Below are 18,318 nucleotides of genomic sequence, written 5' to 3'. Positions count from 1 at the left end.
CAGTAAATATTTCACGATTCTATAAGCAAAAATTATCATACAAAGTCGAGAAGAGCCCTTAAACTAATAAAACGGAGAGGCTATGGCTTGAGAAACTTTCGGAATTTTTGGGTTAGAAGTATAGACCTCTTGCATAATTTTTTTATGGTATAATGGAGGGTTTTGCTTTTTTCTCAATTCTTAGATTGAAGTGGAAAAAAGAATAAAAGGTTCTTCGTTACTTGGTATGATTCGATATGGGGGCATAAATCGACTAAATCCTTATCTGGTAAGAGATTTAATTGATTAGTTCGCTCTAGATCAAAAACAATTGACAAAAATGGCCAAATGCTTTTCTACATAAGGGTTCCATCCCTTATATCCCCCGTCCATTGCATAACACAAACCGAAGAGCCGAATAAAATGTGATCTTAGGTCAGGAAATCATCTATAATTTTGCTATGTTTATTAGCAAAATTATGGATTATCAAAACTTGTCAGATGAACAATTCAAACGCCGTTTCGGTGTGTATAAACCAACATATAGAAAGATGGTAGAATCAGTAAAAAGTGTTGAAGCCGACTCTAATTCACCATCTAAAAGGGGACCGAAACCTAAACTATCTATAGAAGAACAAGTTTTAGTAACGTTAGAATATTGGCGAGAATATAGAACATATTTTCACATTGGTACAAGCTGGGAACTATCAGAATCAACTAAGTACCTAGGCAAAATTATTTACACATGACGATCATTGCCCCGTAAGGGTTTTAGCTCGATCGGGCAGGTAATTAATTTTGCATGACTACTTATATGTCGGATTGTAAATAAGACGGAAAAAATGCTTTTACAATCGGGAAACTTCCGTTTAAAAGGAAAAAAAGCTTTACTCAATCAAGCAGAGATACCGGTCGTAACGGTAATGGATGTAACGGAAACTCCCATTGAACGCCCCAAAAAGAAACAGAAAGATTTTTTGGGGGGTAAAAGAGGTTATCATACTTTAAAATCCCAATTAGTAGCTGATCAAAATACCGAGGAAATTATCTGTGTCTTTTGTGGGAAAGGTAGAGGTCATGATTTTAGTTTATTTAAAAAAAGTCGAGTTCGTTTTCATCCTTTAACTACCAGCATAGAAGACAGTGGTTATCAGGGAATAGCTGCATACCATAGTAATAGTTATACACCGAAAAAGAAATCGAAAAATAGAAAATTAACAGAGTTAGAAAAAGAGTATAACAAGGCTTTAGCCAAAGAAAGGATTATCATTGAACCTATAAATAGGAAACTCAAAATCTTTAAAATCTTATCCTGTAAATATCGGAATCGTCGTCGAAGATATAGTTTAAGAGTTAACTTGTTGGCGGCTATTTATAACTGTGAGTTAGGGATAGGTATAGCAGCTTCTTAAAAGTTGCCTAAAGATTAATCAAGTCAAGGAGAATTTATTCTCAATTATAAAAATTGAGATAGTTTGTGCTGCTTAAATAAAGAGGTTTTGATAACCAAATTAAAGCATATCTAAAGAGTTTTGAGTTAAAAGTTAAACTTCAAGTTTTCATTCAGGACTAATGTACTGGTTAACTAATTTTTTGGGGAAAATTAGTTAACCCATCATTATAACATATAATTAATTTGCAAGAGTTCTTATGTTGTCTTGGCATCTTGTCTGTTGATTTAGCATAAAGGGTAACGAAGAGCCAGAAATGAGATTATAATAGTTATAACTTACAATTCAGAATAGCTCTCGATGGGAGGAATAATTCAATGTTATCAGAAAATGAAAAAAGAATTAAAGAGTTATCCCGAGAGTTGGGGCTCTTCTGGTTTCTGTGTGGAAACGAGGTCTATACTGATAGTTTATTCCGCCAAATAGCACTAAAAGTCTTGCCTGATAAGCATTTCACGATTCCATAAGCAAAAATTATCACACAAAGTCGAGAAGAGCCGAGTTGGGAGCTTGTCTATATGAGCAATCCCAAATTAAGAAATTTAATAACTTGGGAGAGATAGAGGAGACAGTCAGAGATTTAATGATTCATTATGTTAACCCAGAAATCGGTATTTTTTTGTCAAAACAAGCACAGAAGAAACTGCCGGTCGGACGAGAAAAGTGAAAAGTATTTTGGGGGAATTACCAATTACAGAAAAACAAGCGAAAAAATTAGAAATAAAGTCTCGGACTCAGATGAGTCCAATGTTAGAGAAGAACTGTTTGCTATTAAGTGGCGATGAATCCTGCGAGAAATCGGCGCAGAAAATCAAATCATTGACAGGGATTGCTGTTTCTCACAGTACCCAACAACGCCTCGTACATCGCTAGGCTTTTGAAGAATTACCGTCTAACCCAGAAGTGGAAGTGGAAGAAATGAGCCTAGATGGCGGTAAGGTACGACTAAGAACTGCCAAGGGAAAAGCCTTAATTTGGCGTGATTATAAAGCAGTGAGTTTTCATCAACTGGGGGTAGCGGCTTTTTTTCAAGATAACTCAGCTTTATTAGATTTGGTTAATTCTCAAGTTTTGGCCAAGCCTTTAATTTGTTTAGGAGATGGACATGATGGTATCTGGAATTTATTTCGTGAGCTCGGAGAGAAACAGGAAAGAATTGAAATATTGGATTGGTATCATTTAATCGAAAACCTCTATAAAGTTGGCGGGTCATTCCAGGGAATTGAGGAGGTAAAATGTTTTCTTGAGGAAGGGGGACGTGGACGCCGCTATCCTGACTGACGGACACAAGTGGGTCAAAACCTGACAAGACAAGGGTTGCCAAAAAGAAAAATATCTGGGTAGATAGGGAAAAAGCAAGAATCCCTACAAGATGAAAACCGAGAACAGAATCTTCTCCCAAGTTTATTCCTATCTAGAACAAGGAAGCCGATTTGTGGATAAAAGACATTTAACCGTCCTCAGTTGGATGGTGACAGCCCTACTCAGTAGTCAAAGTCTCAATCAAGCCAGATGGGAACCCTTTGTACAAAGCAGAGCCGAACAAGCCAATAGTTATCAGAGACGGTGGAATCGCTTTTGCCAGAATGGAAGAGTAGCGGTGGAAAAGATATACATCCCCTTAATATTGAAAGCCATCGAGACTTGGAAGGAGAAGGGGGAAAGACTGTATCTAGCAATAGATACCACTCTGTTGTGGAATCAATACTGCTTTGTCTATCTAGCGGTGGTCTGCGGGGGGAGAGCCGTCCCCTTGATGTGGATGGGATTAGAACATGGTAGTGCCAGCCTAGCTTTTGAGAAATACGAACCCTTGTTGGACAGAGCCAAAGGCTATCTTCAGGGCTTTGAGAATGTCATGCTGTTAGCCGACCGAGGCTTTGCCAATCAGCAATTAATTCAATGGCTCAGGAAAAATACTTGGCATTGGTGTCTTCGCTTACCTTGCGATACCCTCATTTACGGTGTTCGCCGTCGGGGTTTTGGCTATGAGGTCAGAGAACTCTATCCTCCCAAACGGCAAGCCTGCTTTGATCGCAACGTTCAAGTCTGGCAGGAGGCTAGAATCACTGCTCATCTTGCTTTAGCCTCTGTTCCAGGGGTTAAGGATAATTGGGCAATTCTGAGCGATGAACCTCCTACCCTTGACACCTTCTGGCAGTATGGTCTTCGTTTTCCCATTGAACATCTCTTTCAAGGGCAGTAAATCGGGCGTTTTTGACTGGGAACATTCTCGTGTTCGCTCTGCTGCTTGTTTAGAACGTCTCTATCTCATTGTTGCCATTTCTATTCTCTTTGCTACTTTAACTGGCATGGCGGTTCAACAATCTGGCTCTCGCCGTCAGGTTGATGCTCATTTTCGGCGTGGTTTGAGTTATTTGAAAATTGGTTGACGTTGGCTGGCGGGAGTTGTTCATAAGGCGCGTCCCTTCTTGCGACTTGACCACTTATTTTCTGTTGACCCTTTTCCCTGTTTTGCTTCTCGCAAAGCTCGTCAGGAGGCTCTTCTAGGTTCTGTGTGAGCATGGTATAATAGTAACACAGAACAGGAGGTGGGTTATGTGGATAAATTTTGATCAACTCCTCGATTTACCAAATGTAACAGTGGTCAATTATCAAAAAATTGCTCAGACAATTTTCCTAAAGCTTGCTCTTTTAAATGAAACAATTGAATGTCCGAATTGCCATCAAACCTTAGACAGAATCAATCAGACAGAGTATAATCTAGTCAGAGACTTGTCAATATTAGGTAATCCAGTATATTTAGAAGTACCACGCCGTCAGTTTCATTGTCAAAAGTGCCAAAAGTATATCAGCGAAAGACTGAGTTTTATGAGATTAAGACAGCATCATACAATTCGCTATGAATCGATGATTTATGAGAGAGTAAAAAATTGTAGCATCGAAGAAATAAGTCGAGAAGAAGGGTTAGGATGGTCAGAAGTTGAGTTAATATTTAATCACTGTGCTAAAGAACTAGAAAAGGAAGAGTGGGAAGCACCAGAACGAATAAGCTTAGATGAATTTAGTAACTTAAAAGGACATAAAGATTTCATCACAACGGTCGTAGATATGGACAAGAAAATTTTACTAGATGTGATTAAAGGACATAAGCAAGAAGAATTAATGGAAGCCTTAAAAGCACAGCCAGACGCAGTTCGGGAGAAAGTGAAAGAAGTGAGCGTCGATATGTGGTCAGGATTTACAGCAGTGATCAAGGAATTATTTCCCAATGCTAAAATCATCTATGACCGTTTTCATGTAATGGCTATCATCAATGACGAGCTTAATAAATTGAGAAAGTTAATGGGGGTGCATGAAAAAGGATTACCTCATTTATTATGGAAGAATAAAGAGGACTTAAAGGACGAGCAAAAACAACAACTAGAAGTTATTCTGAAAGAACATCCATGCTTAGGAATAGCCGGGGAAATGAAAGAAGAAATTAGACAAATTTATCAAAGTAGTAGAACGTTCAGAGGTGCTGAGAGAAAATTGGAAAAATGGATAAGAATAGGCGGGATATTATATGAAAGTAGTGCCAGGATGATCCAGAAGCATTTGCCAGGTATTTGTAATTACTTTGAAAATCAGACAACCAACGGATTAATTGAGGGAATGAATACCAAAATAAAGCTTATTAAAAGAATGAGTTATGGATTTACCAATTTTGAACATCTTCGACTTAAGCTGTTTGCTTGCTTTAATTCATAACAAAAATTAACACACGAAAACCAGAAGAGCCGTCAGGATTATTATGGCAAAATTACCTTTTCTTTTATTCAGGAGTTTGAGGCTTTCACATAACAGTACTTGTCTTTGTATTGAAAAATGTGTCCGTCAGTCAGGTATCGAGGAGTAAGCTAAAACGCACTTAAACCACCTAAAATAGAAATAGTAACTTGAGAAAAATCCTACTTATGCCAGCCAAAGATTTCCTAGACTTAGAAGAAAAGAAAAACTTACAAAAAGCTCTTAAAGAAGAAGAAAGAGCAGAGGTTAGGGAAAGAATTTTAATGTTTCTCTTGCTAAACGACGGAAAAACTCAACGAGAAATAGCTGAGTTTATTGGCTGTTCACTCAAAACGGTCGCCCCTTGGTGTGTTCACGGCGATCCTAACAATTTAGAAAGTCTAGAAGATGGGAGAAAAAATGGAAATCATAAAAAAGCCACAGAGGAATATATTAATTTACTATTGAAAATAGTTGATGAAGACCCGAAGGAATTTGGATATGAATTCGGGAGATGGACAGCGGCAAGATTAGCAGAGCATCTAGAAAAGGAAACAGGAATTAAACTGAGTGGCTCGCAAGTGAGAAGAATATTGAGAAGAAAAAAGTATGTGTATATCTGGGCGAAATATAGTCTAGAAGATAAGCAAGACAAGAAATTAAGAAAAGCATTTAAAGAAAAATTAGATGAATATTTAAGGTTGGCTAAAGAAAAGCCAGAGTCAATCCAGGTATGGTTTTGGGACGGGGCTGTGTGGCGACGCAGGTTCGCCACACAGCCCCTTATGAGTGTGGATTTAGTTTGAGAGTAATAAGAAGGAGAGCTTGGACAAAAAAAGGAAAGCGAAAAAAAGTGAATGGACAAAGAAAAAGAGGAAGGGTGAATGTGATGGGAGCCTTAAGATATAATGACAAAAAACGAGTCTGTTTTATGATCAAAAAAGGAAATTCAGAAACTTTCCATGAACAATTAAAGAAACTTCATGAAGAGATTCGTCAAGAATGGATAAACTTGGGAAATCTGCCCGAAGATTTTCGAGAAAAAGGACCGAAAATTATCATCATATTAGACAATGCTAGTTATCACAAAAAGAAAGATGTTATTGAGCAGGTGGAAAAAGAGTTGCCCAATATTAGGCTAGAGTTTTTACCAGCTTATAGTCCAGATTACAACCTAATAGAATTATTGTGGCATTCCGCTAAAGAGTACATAGCTAATCGAGAATTTGAAAATAAAGAAGAACTGGAAAAAGTAGTCAATCAGCTTTTAAATGAAGGGGGATTGATTATTAAATGGAGTAGAAAACTTAAAAATAAGGGTAATGCTGTCAATGTAACTTAAATGCGTAAAAGCTTATCACCGATTTCATGTCTCCTCATGAGTATCTCCATACTCTCTCCCTAAGTCAGCATCAATGCTTTCATTATCTGCTCCTGTCGGATAGCCGCTAATTGAGCCAGCGTGCGCTCGAAAGCGTTGACGTGCTGCTTCTTTTTCCGCTTCCGTGCGTTGGTCTTTATTTTTGTTCAAGCGATACTGTCGCTCAAGGGAAGTTGTTACTAATTCTGACAGGTCGATACCTAATATTTTAGCTTGCTGTTGCAAGGCGGCATAGACTTCATCGCTCAATTCTAGGGTTAAGACTTGACTCATTTGGCTGTACCTTCATTGTGGCTATTGATTAGATTAATTTCTTTTTTAACTCTTTGACCATTATAACCTCGGACATCAGCTTGTCTCTTCACAGTAGCACTGTAGGGTGGGTTAGTGACAGCGTAACCCACCGCATATTAGAAAATTGATGGTGCGTTACACGCGCGTTTTCGCACCCTATGGCGATTGCGATCGCACTGTCGGTTGGTAATTTTAATATAAGCAGCATCGTGGCGCACTTGATTCGTCCAGCCTGCTTTCAACACCCATGCGGAAAAGGAAGCTTTATTACGGGTGCTGTTACAAATTACGGCTTTTTCAGCCTTGTCGGGAAGACAGGGCTGGGAATTTTTTTCAGCAGGCGAACTTGAAGCAGGTTAGGTTAAAATTAACTTATTCGGCTCTGATTTTGGATTGGGGAGTTATCTGCTCTCTTCCTACGAAAGGAAACGATTTGCCGAAACGGGATGCTCCCTAAAAATCAGAAAAAATTCGCCACACCAGTCTCAAGGAGGAAAGGATGTCTCAAGTCTCTATTCAATCAGATTTGGTCGAGGATAAAATTCAGTGCAGGCTCGTTATTCGTATCGCGTCAATTATTGATGATTTTATCAAGAATGAGAGCTTATTGGAAGATTTAAATAGAGATGAAATGGTTAAGTATTTTGTGAATTTACTGACCGAAAAATTTTCCTCTTCAGAATTAGAAACAATGCCCGATGAAAGTCTAGGTCGCAAAATCAGGCGAGTCTTAGGAGTGCAAGCAATGGCGGGACTGCTGAAGGATTTAACTCCAGAACAAATGGCAGAGTTTGAAGCAGTGATGGCAAGTTTTAGATAGAAATAGTAAATAGTCGTGGGTTATCTACTCGATACTAACATCGTCACAGCTATTCTCAAAGACAACCAAGTAGTCGTTGAGAGATTGAGTGCAGTAAGGCTAGAAGGAAAGGATGTTTTCATAAGCTGTATTACTGGACTTCCCCCATACATAAATACTAGAAAATTAACAAAACCCTTACTGCAGGTCGCTTCTAAGAAAAAATTGAAAAGAGGCTACTGGGTACATTTTTCACTTGAAAATGACTGTACCGTTGACTGTATCTGGAGTAGAGCGATTCCGTAGAGTTGGCTGTATAGTGATCGCTAACCTGATTTTAACAGATAGTGTCATTAATCTCTAGAGTAAGGGATTCGCTCTGTAGCCATGTTTTTGCTGGTTTTCTGCCCCGAAACAAGCTATAATGGTCTAAAGGTCAAATTTGAAAATTTTTGCCTCAAACCCTATCTGCGTAAGAACTTCAGGATTTTGTGTCCAGTAGTTCATTGGTATTGTATGGCTTGAACTCAGGCTCTGTAAGACTTTTAGCCATAGCTAGTATTTTTATACGGGGGAAGTCCAGGTATTACTTATTTAGAAACTGAAGCTGGACTATTAGCAATTAAGGCAACGAAGAAGTTAGCAAGATTTCAGAATTTGTGTCGCACTGATTTGAGAGTATTGTTGTTAGATACAATGGAGATTGTTCATCAAGCCGCAGCAATTTCTGCTGATTTAAGGCTTAAGGGAACCCCCATACAAATGACTGATATTCTCATTGCAGCAACAGCTATTAGCTATAATCTCATTATCGTTTCTGACGACTCAGATATGCTGAGAGTTCAGGGATTAATCGTAGAAAATTGGCGGCGATGAGATAATTTGCTGGTGATGATCTGACCCATGTGGGAAAGAAAGCTTTATTACTAATATTTTAGCCTGCTGTTGCAAGGTGGCATAAACTTCATCGCTCAATTCTAGGGTTAAGACTTGACTCATTTAGCTGTACCTTCATTGTGGATATTGATTAGATTAATTTCTTTTTTAACTCTTTGACCATTATAACCTCGGACATCAGCTTGTCTCTTCACAGTAGCACTGTAGGGTGGGTTAGCGACAGCGTAACCCACCGCATATTAAAAAATTGATGGTGCGTTACACGCGCGTTAACGCACCCTACGAAAGCTTATAAGTCATCTTCCGATAATCGAGCTATTTTCATAATTGATTTTAAAGTTCCAATTTTTAAGTCCTGATTGCGGTGTACAGGAATAGATAGAATTTTATCTTCATCCTCCTTTTCATAAATATGGTGACTACTGGTAATTTTTTTGAGTATCCAACCTTTTTTTTCGACAATTTTACAGAGTTTTTTCCCTGATATTGATTTCATACAGCAATTTCAATCACTTCTGACCTAGATTCAGGTTGTTTGCTTTCATTGGCAACTTCTAACCAGCCTTGTATGGCATCTTGGAGGTTATCGACAACTTCGTCCATACTATCTCCTTCTGTTATACAACCGGGCAGAGCGGGAACTTCAGCCCAGTAACCGCCTTCTTCGGCTGGATGAATAATAGCTTTGATTTTCATCAGGTTCAGAATTTTTGAAAACTTATATTAGGGGTCGAGAAGGTCGTCACCGACCTCCCCTCCCATTCAGAACCGTGCATGAGACTTTCACCTCACACGGCTCCTAGTTTGACTGTTCCCTTGTTAAGGATACAGCTTGACTTCCTTTGGTTAACCTTGTATTATCTAGTTTGACTTCTGATTTTGTCAAACCAGATGGATTTAGGCTTCCATCGGTTGCCGATTTATCATCGTGACAGTGGCGGTGTAGTAATTGAAGGTTTTTATATTCATCCTTTCCGCCTAGGCTGAGAGGATGAATGTGGTCAACTTCAATTAAATCCGATGGGGTAAAATACTGCCCACATCGGCTACACTTGCCTTGTTGCTTCTTAAGTAGTTTGGCTACTCTTGTCGGTGTGTCGATTGCTTGTCCTCGTCTGGTCGCCCAGTAAGTCCAATTTCCGTCGAATGGTGATGCGTCGGGGCGTACTAGGGTATGTCTGACAATTGGTGTCCAATTATGTTTCCATAGATAGAGACCGTCTTTGGTTTGAAATAGCCAAGATTCTTGTCTTTCTTTCCCATTGCTAAGTTTAACTGTACCCGGTTTAAAGTAGTTTCTCAGCTTTTCGTAGTCCGCTTTACCGCATCTTGATTCTGTCCATGCCCTTAACATTGACCAGATTGTGTAGTCTAGTTTATTGAAGGTATCTGTGGATACTACTCCTGAGTAGTAGTTAGCCCAACCTCTAATAATTGGGTTTAAGTGACTAATCAAGGCTGATTGAGGTGCTGTCTTGTGTTTTTTGATTACACCTTTAATCGCTTCTGTGTGGGCTTTAACTGCTTTTTGGCTAGGTTTAATATGTGTTAGAAATGTTTTGGGTATTCCTTTATTTATTTTCCCTGCTTTATATTTTCCTGCTGGGTATTGCCTAATATTGAATCCTAGAAAATCAAAGCCGGGTTCCTCCGTTTTCCCATTGTATTCAATGGGGTTAAGTGTATGACACACTCTGGTTTTTTCTGGTTTGAGTTCTAATCCTATCGGCTTTAACCATTCAGAAATAGCAGTTTGGCACTGTTCAATGATTTTGAGTGATGGGGAAATTACTACAAAATCATCGGCGTATCTTATTAAAACAGCTTGATTTCTTTTATCACTCTTTTTGGGGAATAGTGTTTCAATCAATCTTGCCATTCCATCCAGTGCGATGTTGGCAAGTAGTGGACTTATTACCCCTCCTTGAGGTGTCCCTGTTTCTGTTTCTTCAAATACGCCGTTGTCCAATACTCCTGCTTTAAGCCATTGTTTAATATCTCTTTTCAAGGAACTTGGACAATGAATTTTGGACAGTAAAAGGTCGTGATTAATTCGGTCAAAACATTTGGCAATATCAGCATCTAATACAAAGTAATTACCTTTATTGATGGTTGAGAATATCCTTGATATTGCGTCCTGGGCTGACCTTCCCGGTCGGAAACCATAGCTGGTTCCTTCCATTCTTGACTCCCATTCTGGTTCAAGAGCCGATTTAATCAACGCTTGTCTAGCTCTGTCTTTGATAGTTGGTATTCCTAATGGACGTTTTTCATCCCTGCCGGGTTTAGGAATCCATACCCTTCTTAACGGTTTTGCTTTCAGTGTTCCTTTGATTTCTTCGGTTAGATTTAGCCTTTGTTCTGGGGATACTGCTATCATTCCATCGACTCCTGCTGTTTTCTTTCCTTGATTGTCTTGGGTTACTTTGCGTACTGCTAATAGACGAGCGTAGTATGATTTCACTAATAGACGTTGCAACTTTCTAACCTTTGCACCCTGTCCCGATTTAGCCGCTTGGTATATCCTCTTTTGGAGCTTGAAAACATATCTTTGGATTTTACCCCAGTTGATAGTTTTCCATACATTCGTAGTCTTAGTGGTTTTCGGTTTCCCGAACCCTTTACCTTCTCTCGATTTCGTCATATAGACTCCTACTAGACTCTATCCTTACAATCAAACCGTAACCTGTTAGCATATCTTGACTGTTACCGTCAAGCGTTGGCTTTTGGTTACATCTCACACCCTTGAAGGCTTGCGCTTACACTTATTACTACTGAGTATTTCGACCGATACTCAGAGCCTAAAAGGGTTTATCACGTTCCGTTTATATGGGCATTCCATCTTTAGATTTGTCCTATCCACCGGGGTACTTTTAAAGGTCTGTGTGAGTGAGAGTAAGATTTCCTCACTATTCCCCTTATTCTTTTGAACGCAGTGTGTCAACCTATTTCACTGCTTATTAATTACGATGGTTCAGGTCAGACATTCGGCTCACGCCTAATCATGGATGGTTGGCAGTGGTCTCGATTCTGGTGTTAGGTAACACCTCGGAGCCTTCCGTTCCCCGCTTCAGTCCCAGAATTGTGATTTCTGAATCTGGGGGTGGCTATCGCCGTTACTCTCACCTTGTAAAGATTTATTACAAGTGTATTGACCTTGAGTTCCCTTGCCTAGTTTGGTATCGGATGATACTAAACGTCGGGACATATAAACAGTTATAAGGTTGGTCTGTGTTGACCTCTTAGATTCAGTCGGGGGACTGAAGACCTTACTAGGCGGTTATTTCAGGCATTTCAGCCCTATTTCATGCCTAAACGTTTCGCACCTCTTATTTTAATATGAATATGGAAGTTGGGTTTCCTTGGGTCAACCCAACCTTGTATCTTGAGAAGTAGGCAACCCGTCCCAACCTAGGTAAAAAATACCGCTTTGTAGCTTGGGTGCCTATATTCTGAAAAAGGGCGTGGACATCCAGTTCAACCGAGGTGCTTGACACCGTTGGGTAGCCACCGGAGCCACGCCGTCATCCCGAGGAGACAAGCTCGAACAATCGCCCTTAGGATTAACCTCGTCTTCGCAAGGACGAGTTACCAAAGGGACAAAATAACTTAACCCCAGCATAAACGATGACAGAAGAAAAAACATGGGTAGGGATCGATGTCAGTAAAGAGGTTCTAGATATCTACGTGTTGCCGCAAGGTCTGACCTTGCAACAACCCAACAGCGACGTTGGCGTTCAATCGCTGATTGAACAATTACATCCTCTCTCACCGAGTTTGGTGGTGGTGGAATCCAGGAATATTATCTCTTATCTTGACCAGATGGATTGACTTCCAGGGGTGACAAAACAAAGCGAGCAACTGGAACATCTCCCCCTAGATGTTAAGTCTGATTGCCTAGTCATTCTCAATAAGCACTGTTTATTGCGAATGACTGGGGGAACCCTGGAATTTTCGGCTTAGTTGCCGGCAGCTTGCCGCCAACTCACTCCTCTAGATAAGTATTTTGACTCAGGCATCTTCCTCTTTTGAGACGTTGTGACACTTAGGGTGCGGAATGTGGGCTAGATAGACAAAGCAGTATTGATTCCACAACAGAGTGGTATCTATTGCTAGATACAGTCTTTCCCCCTTCTCCTTCCAGGGAGCATCTCACCTTTGCAATAAGTAGAAATGCTTAATGAGATCAATAAAAAAGTTAAAAAAGGCAACCATTTAGATAAGCACAGCGATGACGAAGGACTTGCGGTACATTACAAGATTGCCAACTTGCACCAGTAATTTTAAGACGATGAGCAATTTGTTTAATTTTTGATTCGACGGAGCCAGAGCCAATGGAAATCCCCTCTGCCTGCAAATAACCATAATTGACAATTCGATGTTTATGCTTGTTTAAATAAGTAATAAAATTCTCAACTTGCGGCTCTGACCATCCTTCACAACAAGAGATAGCGGCGTCCACGTCCCCCTTCCTCAAGAAAACATTTTACCTCCTCAATTCGCTGGAATGACCCGCCAACTTTATAGAGGTTTTCAATTAAATGATACCAATCCAATATTTCAATTCTTTCCTGTTTCTCTCCGAGCTCACGAAATAAATTCCAGATACCATCATGTCCATCTCCTAAACAAATTAAAGGCTTGGCCAAAACTTGAGAATTAACCAAATCTAATAAAGCTGAGTTATCTTGAAAAAAAGCCGCTACCCCCAGTTGATGAAAACTCACTGCTTTATAATCACGCCAAATTAAGGCTTTTCCCTTGGCAGTTCTTAGTCGTACCTTACCGCCATCTAGGCTCATTTCTTCCACTTCCACTTCTGGGTTAGACGGTAATTCTTCAAAAGCATATCGATGTACGAGGCGTTGTTGGGTACTGTGAGAAACAGCAATCCCTGTCAATGATTTGATTTTCTGCGCCGATTTTTCGTAGGATTCATCGCCACTTAATAGCAAACAGTTCTTCTCTAACATTGGACTCATCTGAGTCCGAGACTTTATTTCTAATTTTTTCGCTTGTTTTTCTGTAATTGGTAATTCCCCCAAAATACTTTTCACTTTTCTCGTCCGACCGGCAGTTTCTTCTGTGCTTGTTTTGACAAAAAAATACCGATTTCTGGGTTAACATAATGAATCATTAAATCTCTGACTGTCTCCTCTATCTCTCCCAAGTTATTAAATTTCTTAATTTGGGATTGCTCATAGAGACATTGCCCTAACTCTTGACATAACTCTTTAATTCTTTTTTCATTTTCTGATAACATTGAATTATTCCTCCCATCGAGAGCTATTCTGAATTGTAAGTTATAACTATTATAATCTCATTTCTCTTTGTGATCAAGTTGAAGATTTTCTAGTTTTTGACTGCTATAAGTATTAATACTCATTGCATAAGTGAGATGCTCCCTCCTTCCAAGTCTCGATGGCTTTCAATATTAAGGGGATGTATATCTTTTCCACCGCTACTCTTCCATTCTGGCAAAAGCGATTCCACCGTCTCTGATAACTATTGGCTTGTTCGGCTCTGCTTTGTACAAAGGGTTCCCATCTGGCTTGATTGAGACTTTGACTACTGAGTAGGGCTGTCACCATCCAACTGAGGACGGTTAAATGTCTTTTATCCACAAATCGGCTTCCTTGTTCTAGATAGGAATAAACTTGGGAGAAGATTCTGTTCTCGGTTTTCATCTTGTAGGGATTCTTGCTTTTTCCCTATCTACCCAGATATTTTTCTTTTTGGCAACCCTTGTCTTGTCAGGTTTTGACCCACTTGTGTCCGTCAGTCAGATCCAGTTCTTTTTTATGTTTCAGATGGGCATCATTCAGACATTCATAAATAGCTGAAGAAAAGTCAGAAAAGTTCTCATAATATTTACCATATAAACATTTCTTTTTGACCAATTTCCACAGCCTTTCAATTAAATTTAGATTAGGTGAATAAGACGGCAGATAGAGCAGCTCTATTGACAAAGAAAGAGCCAATTCTTCAACAATTTTACATTTCTGATAGCGGGCATTATCTAAGACGAGAGTGATGGGAATTATTAGTCCTAAAGCAGCTATTTTTGACCGGAGTTCACAGACTTGAGTTGCCGTAATATAAGTGTCATTCGTAACCAGAATAACTTCATGAGTTATTGCATTTAATGCTCCTAAAACATTGAAGCGTTTACGCCCGCTCGGTGACTTAACAAAAAGTCTCTCAAAACACCAAACAAAACCGAGAAATGCTCCCATGACGAAGTGAGCGGCATCAACAAAAAAAACAGCCCTTTTTCCTTCTTTAGCCTCATTTAGTCTGGGTTCTAGCTTTTTTTCTTTGTAGTCCTCTTGTTCATCTGGGTCAGCTTTAGAAGGAAGAGAACCTACTTTTAAACATTTCATTCCCATTGATTTTAAAAATTTTCTCACTTGGGTAGGACTTCGTTTTATTCCCGTCAATTCTTCTATCCTAATATACAGCTTCATTTATTGTGGCTGGTGGATTTTTCTCGAAGTATTTTTTGAGGGTTTCTTTTTGAAACTCTAATTCACTTTTAGGGCGATAGAAGTTGATTTCTTTTAATTTTTCTATTCCGCCTTCTTGATAATCGCGAAGATAGGTTAATAAGGTATTTGGCGAGATTCCTGCTAACTGACAAATTTTTTGGTGCGGTATCTTTTGGCTTTTTAACCAGAGAACTTCCATCTTCAGTTGAACCCGGGGATGGGGATGATGAAATCTTTCATAATATAGTGAGTTCTTTTCTTCTTCCGTGAATTCTAGGTTAATCATGTTTTTAATGAGTGCTTTGCTTCTAATTATGACTCTTAAACTATATTATTGTCCTTGAGTAAAAAATGCAAGTTGTAGCCGTGCAAAGTATACCTTTTCTTTTATTCAGGAGTTTGAGGCTTTCACATAACAGTACTTGTCTTTGTATTGAAAAATGTGTCCGTCAGTCAGATCGGTATAGACCTCGTTTCCACACAGAAACCAGAAGAGCCACGCGCCTTATGAACAACTCCCGCCAGCCAACGTCAACCAATTTTCAAATAACTCAAACCACGCCGAAAATGAGCATCAACCTGACGGCGAGAGCCAGATTGTTGAACCGCCATGCCAGTTAAAGTAGCAAAGAGAATAGAAATGGCAACAATGAGATAGAGACGTTCTAAACAAGCAGCAGAGCGAACACGAGAATGTTCCCAGTCAAAAACGCCCGATTTACTGCCCTTGAAAGAGATGTTCAATGGGAAAACGAAGACCATACTGCCAGAAGGTGTCAAGGGTAGGAGGTTCATCGCTCAGAATTGCCCAATTATCCTTAACCCCTGGAACAGAGGCTAAAGCAAGATGAGCAGTGATTCTAGCCTCCTGCCAGACTTGAACGTTGCGATCAAAGCAGGCTTGCCGTTTGGGAGGATAGAGTTCTCTGACCTCATAGCCAAAACCCCGACGGCGAACACCGTAAATGAGGGTATCGCAAGGTAAGCGAAGACACCAATGCCAAGTATTTTTCCTGAGCCATTGAATTAATTGCTGATTGGCAAAGCCTCGGTCGGCTAACAGCATGACATTCTCAAAGCCCTGAAGATAGCCTTTGGCTCTGTCCAACAAGGGTTCGTATTTCTCAAAAGCTAGGCTGGCACTACCATGTTCTAATCCCATCCACATCAAGGGGACGGCTCTCCCCCCGCAGACCACCGCTAGATAGACAAAGCAGTATTGATTCCACAACAGAGTGGTATCTATTGCTAGATACAGTCTTTCCCCCTTCTCCTTCCAAGTCTCGATGGCTTTCAATATTAAGGGGATGTATATCTTTTCCACCGCTACTCTTCCATTCTGGCAAAAGCGATTCCACCGTCTCTGATAACTATTGGCTTGTTCGGCTCTGCTTTGTACAAAGGGTTCCCATCTGGCTTGATTGAGACTTTGACTACTGAGTAGGGCTGTCACCATCCAACTGAGGACGGTTAAATGTCTTTTATCCACAAATCGGCTTCCTTGTTCTAGATAGGAATAAACTTGGGAGAAGATTCTGTTCTCGGTTTTCATCTTGTAGGGATTCTTGCTTTTTCCCTATCTACCCAGATATTTTTCTTTTTGGCAACCCTTGTCTTGTCAGGTTTTGACCCACTTGTGTCCGTCAGTCAGCTATACCGATAGTTTCTTCCGCAAAATAGTCCTAAAAGTTTTGCCCAATAAGCACTTCAGGGTTCCATAAGCAAAAATTATCACACAAAGTCGAGAAGAGCCGAGGTCTATTAAAAGGTCGGGGATTATCTTTGATTTCTCTTGGTCAAAAATTAGAGTTTTCAATAAGTCCCCGATTGATGTTCTTAACAGTAAATCGCTTATTTTAAGAGCGATTTAGTCTTTGTTGCCTGTGCCTTTTTTGTTGCTAAATTGTTACAAAACTAAATAAAAAAAGTTCAAGGGGTGACAGAGGGGCTACAAGCTAGATAGAGCGGGGGGTCTAGCCAAACGACCCCCTAAAGAAATAGAGTGGTTAGGACAACCACTCAAAATTAATTTGGCTCTTCTAGGTTCTGTGTGAGCATGGTATAATAGTAACACAGAACAGGAGGTGGGTTATGTGGATAAATTTTGATCAACTCCTCGATTTACCAAATGTAACAGTGGTCAATTATCAAAAAATTGCTCAGACAATTTTCCTAAAGCTTGCTCTTTTAAATGAAACAATTGAATGTCCGAATTGCCATCAAACCTTAGACAGAATCAATCAGACAGAGTATAATCTAGTCAGAGACTTGTCAATATTAGGTAATCCAGTATATTTAGAAGTACCACGCCGTCAGTTTCATTGTCAAAAGTGCCAAAAGTATATCAGCGAAAGACTGAGTTTTATGAGATTAAGACAGCATCATACAATTCGCTATGAATCGATGATTTATGAGAGAGTAAAAAATTGTAGCATCGAAGAAATAAGTCGAGAAGAAGGGTTAGGATGGTCAGAAGTTGAGTTAATATTTAATCACTGTGCTAAAGAACTAGAAAAGGAAGAGTGGGAAGCACCAGAACGAATAAGCTTAGATGAATTTAGTAACTTAAAAGGACATAAAGATTTCATCACAACGGTCGTAGATATGGACAAGAAAATTTTACTAGATGTGATTAAAGGACATAAGCAAGAAGAATTAATGGAAGCCTTAAAAGCACAGCCAGACGCAGTTCGGGAGAAAGTGAAAGAAGTGAGCGTCGATATGTGGTCAGGATTTACAGCAGTGATCAAGGAATTATTTCCCAATGCTAAAATCATCTATGACCGTTTTCATGTAATGGCTATCATCAATGACGAGCTTAATAAATTGAGAAAGTTAATGGGGGTGCATGAAAAAGGATTACCTCATTTATTATGGAAGAATAAAGAGGACTTAAAGGACGAGCAAAAACAACAACTAGAAGTTATTCTGAAAGAACATCCATGCTTAGGAATAGCCTGGGAAATGAAAGAAGAAATTAGACAAATTTATCAAAGTAGTAGAACGTTCAGAGGTGCTGAGAGAAAATTGGAAAAATGGATAAGAATAGGCGGGATATTATATGAAAGTAGTGCCAGGATGATCCAGAAGCATTTGCCAGGTATTTGTAATTACTTTGAAAATCAGACAACCAACGGATTAATTGAGGGAATGAATACCAAAATAAAGCTTATTAAAAGAATGAGTTATGGATTTACCAATTTTGAACATCTTCGACTTAAGCTGTTTGCTTGCTTTAATTCATAACAAAAATTAACACACGAAAACCAGAAGAGCCTGGATTGGTCGCAACGCGCT

At 39.5% G+C, this 18,318-nt stretch carries 13 protein-coding genes and 6 pseudogenes; 10 read left to right on the top strand and 9 right to left on the bottom strand.

The annotated features are described in order from the left end of the window. Positions 1-440 precede the first annotated feature (440 nt). The 6 genes and pseudogenes from VL20_RS29835 to VL20_RS29820 all read left to right on the top strand — a co-directional run bounded on the left by VL20_RS29835 (position 441) and on the right by VL20_RS29820 (position 6,504). A pseudogene (locus tag VL20_RS29835) lies at positions 441-1,391 on the top strand (IS5 family transposase). Positions 1,392-1,893: 502 nt separating this feature from the next. Further along, positions 1,894-2,703, top strand: a pseudogene (locus VL20_RS29830) (ISKra4 family transposase); the annotation flags it as partial. Between the two features lie 99 nt (positions 2,704-2,802). Then, entirely contained in the window at positions 2,803-3,636 is an 834-nt protein-coding gene (locus tag VL20_RS20965; RefSeq protein WP_284525807.1) for a transposase, read from the top strand. Beyond that, positions 3,611-3,823, top strand: coding sequence for a hypothetical protein (locus tag VL20_RS33120; protein WP_052275239.1), 213 nt, complete (start codon positions 3,611-3,613; stop codon positions 3,821-3,823). The genes VL20_RS20965 and VL20_RS33120 overlap by 26 nt, the downstream gene beginning before the upstream one ends. 166 nt (positions 3,824-3,989) lie before the next feature. Beyond that, complete coding sequence (locus VL20_RS29825) at positions 3,990-5,144, top strand: ISL3 family transposase (protein ID WP_052275591.1); 1,155 nt, start codon at positions 3,990-3,992, stop codon at positions 5,142-5,144. A gap of 206 nt (positions 5,145-5,350) precedes the next feature. Beyond that, a pseudogene (locus tag VL20_RS29820) lies at positions 5,351-6,504 on the top strand (IS630-like element ISMae23 family transposase). 24 nt (positions 6,505-6,528) lie between these two features. Here VL20_RS29820 and VL20_RS20940 read toward each other — a convergent pair. Next, positions 6,529-6,816 carry a hypothetical protein gene (locus tag VL20_RS20940; protein ID WP_002790029.1) on the bottom strand — a complete coding sequence of 96 codons (288 nt, stop codon included), beginning with the start codon at positions 6,814-6,816 and terminating at the stop codon, positions 6,529-6,531. Positions 6,817-7,336: 520 nt separating this feature from the next. Between VL20_RS20940 and VL20_RS20935 the strand changes: the two genes are divergently transcribed. Further along, a complete protein-coding gene (locus VL20_RS20935) occupies positions 7,337-7,657 on the top strand; it encodes a hypothetical protein (protein WP_002790031.1) in 321 nt (106 codons plus the stop codon). A gap of 564 nt (positions 7,658-8,221) precedes the next feature. Next, positions 8,222-8,512: a PIN domain-containing protein gene (locus VL20_RS20925; protein ID WP_081417930.1), complete on the top strand. Its 291-nt coding sequence runs from the start codon at positions 8,222-8,224 to the stop codon at positions 8,510-8,512. 310 nt (positions 8,513-8,822) lie between these two features. On the opposite strand, the gene VL20_RS20920 is transcribed toward VL20_RS20925, so the two are convergent. The 3 genes from VL20_RS20920 to ltrA all read right to left on the bottom strand — a co-directional run bounded on the left by VL20_RS20920 (position 8,823) and on the right by ltrA (position 11,177). Beyond that, positions 8,823-9,029: a type II toxin-antitoxin system HicA family toxin gene (locus VL20_RS20920; RefSeq protein ID WP_002741035.1), complete on the bottom strand. Its 207-nt coding sequence runs from the start codon at positions 9,027-9,029 to the stop codon at positions 8,823-8,825. Further along, the gene (locus VL20_RS20915; RefSeq protein WP_002734086.1) at positions 9,026-9,229 is read right to left on the bottom strand and encodes a type II toxin-antitoxin system HicB family antitoxin; all 204 of its coding nucleotides are present in this window, start codon (positions 9,227-9,229) and stop codon (positions 9,026-9,028) included. Before VL20_RS20915 ends, VL20_RS20920 begins: the two co-directional genes overlap by 4 nt. A 103-nt stretch (positions 9,230-9,332) precedes the next feature. Beyond that, positions 9,333-11,177, bottom strand: a complete 1,845-nt coding sequence (ltrA, locus tag VL20_RS20910; RefSeq protein ID WP_052276107.1) for a group II intron reverse transcriptase/maturase — start codon at positions 11,175-11,177, stop codon at positions 9,333-9,335. A gap of 983 nt (positions 11,178-12,160) precedes the next feature. Here ltrA and VL20_RS20905 point away from each other — a divergent pair. Next, a pseudogene (locus VL20_RS20905) lies at positions 12,161-12,328 on the top strand (IS110-like element ISMae40 family transposase); the annotation flags it as partial. A 403-nt stretch (positions 12,329-12,731) separates the two neighbouring features. Here VL20_RS20905 and VL20_RS20900 read toward each other — a convergent pair. From VL20_RS20900 to VL20_RS33115, 5 genes and pseudogenes are all read right to left on the bottom strand, one after another. Then, positions 12,732-13,796: pseudogene (locus VL20_RS20900) on the bottom strand (ISKra4 family transposase). Between the two features lie 112 nt (positions 13,797-13,908). Next, positions 13,909-14,220, bottom strand: a complete 312-nt coding sequence (locus tag VL20_RS20890; protein WP_052277658.1) for a hypothetical protein — start codon at positions 14,218-14,220, stop codon at positions 13,909-13,911. A 66-nt stretch (positions 14,221-14,286) separates the two neighbouring features. Then, positions 14,287-15,307: pseudogene (locus VL20_RS29795) on the bottom strand (IS630 family transposase). A 245-nt stretch (positions 15,308-15,552) separates the two neighbouring features. Continuing rightward, the gene (locus VL20_RS20875; RefSeq protein WP_052275239.1) at positions 15,553-15,765 is read right to left on the bottom strand and encodes a hypothetical protein; all 213 of its coding nucleotides are present in this window, start codon (positions 15,763-15,765) and stop codon (positions 15,553-15,555) included. Beyond that, on the bottom strand, positions 15,740-16,573 hold the full coding sequence (locus VL20_RS33115; protein ID WP_284525807.1) for a transposase: 834 nt from the start codon (positions 16,571-16,573) through the stop codon (positions 15,740-15,742). Before VL20_RS33115 ends, VL20_RS20875 begins: the two co-directional genes overlap by 26 nt. 539 nt (positions 16,574-17,112) lie before the next feature. On the opposite strand from VL20_RS33115, the gene VL20_RS20865 reads away from it, so the two are divergent. Next, positions 17,113-18,267 (top strand): ISL3 family transposase, encoded by a 1,155-nt coding sequence (locus VL20_RS20865; protein ID WP_052275466.1) that lies wholly within the window; start codon positions 17,113-17,115, stop codon positions 18,265-18,267. Positions 18,268-18,318: the final 51 nt, after the last annotated feature.

This window comes from Microcystis panniformis FACHB-1757 (genome assembly GCF_001264245.1).
Taxonomy (GTDB): domain Bacteria; phylum Cyanobacteriota; class Cyanobacteriia; order Cyanobacteriales; family Microcystaceae; genus Microcystis; species Microcystis panniformis.
The sequence above is the reverse complement of the archived record's forward strand: the minus strand, read 5'-3'. Positions and strand labels throughout refer to the sequence as shown.

What these genes read in the sequence shown, in the direction of transcription:
- VL20_RS33115 (WP_284525807.1), bottom strand. Translation starts at nt 16,573, where the DNA reads ATGAAAACCGAGAACAGAATCTTCTCCCAAGTTTATTCCTATCTAGAA.
- VL20_RS29825 (WP_052275591.1), top strand. Translation starts at nt 3,990, where the DNA reads ATGTGGATAAATTTTGATCAACTCCTCGATTTACCAAATGTAACAGTG.
- ltrA (WP_052276107.1), bottom strand. Translation starts at nt 11,177, where the DNA reads ATGACGAAATCGAGAGAAGGTAAAGGGTTCGGGAAACCGAAAACCACT.
- VL20_RS20920 (WP_002741035.1), bottom strand. Translation starts at nt 9,029, where the DNA reads ATGAAATCAATATCAGGGAAAAAACTCTGTAAAATTGTCGAAAAAAAA.
- VL20_RS20965 (WP_284525807.1), top strand. Translation starts at nt 2,803, where the DNA reads ATGAAAACCGAGAACAGAATCTTCTCCCAAGTTTATTCCTATCTAGAA.
- VL20_RS20935 (WP_002790031.1), top strand. Translation starts at nt 7,337, where the DNA reads ATGTCTCAAGTCTCTATTCAATCAGATTTGGTCGAGGATAAAATTCAG.
- VL20_RS20915 (WP_002734086.1), bottom strand. Translation starts at nt 9,229, where the DNA reads ATGAAAATCAAAGCTATTATTCATCCAGCCGAAGAAGGCGGTTACTGG.
- VL20_RS20890 (WP_052277658.1), bottom strand. Translation starts at nt 14,220, where the DNA reads ATGAAAACCGAGAACAGAATCTTCTCCCAAGTTTATTCCTATCTAGAA.
- VL20_RS20940 (WP_002790029.1), bottom strand. Translation starts at nt 6,816, where the DNA reads ATGAGTCAAGTCTTAACCCTAGAATTGAGCGATGAAGTCTATGCCGCC.
- VL20_RS20865 (WP_052275466.1), top strand. Translation starts at nt 17,113, where the DNA reads ATGTGGATAAATTTTGATCAACTCCTCGATTTACCAAATGTAACAGTG.